Here is a 935-nt window from a genome sequence, read left to right as displayed (position 1 = left end):
CAGGCCGAGTACTTCGTCAACGACAGCCTCGTCCTGCGCCAGTTCTGCCGCGTCTACCTCGAGAAGGTCCCCGACGACACCACCCTGATCCGCTGGGCCCAGCTCATCGGGCCGGAGACGCTCCAGGCGCTCAACGACCGGGTGGTCCGGCTGGCCAGGTCCCTGAAGGCGACGCGCGGCCGCAAGCTCCGGGTCGACACCACGGCCGTCGAGACGAACATCCACTTCCCGACCGACAGCGGCCTGGTCGGCGACGGGGTGCGGGTGGTGTCGCGGCTGCTGCGGCGGGCCAGGGCCGCTCTGGGCGAGGCGTTCCGCAGCCGGTTCCGCGCCGTCCGCAGGCTGTCGCAGCAGCTGCACCGGATCGCCCGTCGCAAGAACGACGAGGGCCGCGCGGCGCCGAAGGCGGCCTACGGCCGGCTCGTGGCGGTCGGCAAGCGTACCGGGGCCCAGGGCCGCCGGGTGCTCCAGGTCCTCGAAGGGCACGGCGACGAGGCGGCGCGTCGCCTGGCCGGGCAGCTCGCGGAGATCCTGCCCCGGCTGAAGCGGGCCGTCGGCCAGGCCGAGCGGCGGGTCCTGGAGGACGACCCGGTGCCATCGGCCGAGAAGCTGGTCTCGGTGTTCGAGCCGCACACGCAGGCGATCCCGCGGTTCAAGGCGGGCAAGCCGGCCGAGTTCGGCCGGAAGCTCCGGCTCGACGAGGTCGAGGGCGGGTTGGTCGCCGGGTTCGCGGTGCTGCCGCAAGGCGGCGGCCAGGACCAGCCCTACCTGCCCGAGGCGCTGGCCCACCACGCCCGGCGGTTCGGGCGTACGCCGCGGCTGCTGGCCGCCGACCGGGGGATGGCGTCGGCGGAGAACGAGCGACTGGCGAGGGAGGCGGGGGTCAAACACGTCGCATTGCCGCACGTCGGCAAGGCGCCTCCGGGTCGGCGGGC

1 protein-coding gene is annotated in these 935 nt (G+C 74.5%); it reads left to right on the top strand.

Annotation, left to right across the window (positions count from 1 at the left end):
* A partial coding sequence (locus tag G6O68_RS31910; protein WP_165253808.1) for an ISNCY family transposase occupies positions 1-935 on the top strand: 935 nt, incomplete at both ends.

Origin of the sequence: Paludisphaera soli (genome assembly GCF_011064595.1) — a bacterium.
Lineage (GTDB): Bacteria > Planctomycetota > Planctomycetia > Isosphaerales > Isosphaeraceae > Paludisphaera > Paludisphaera soli.
This window is presented reverse-complemented; position numbering and strand designations above follow the sequence as displayed.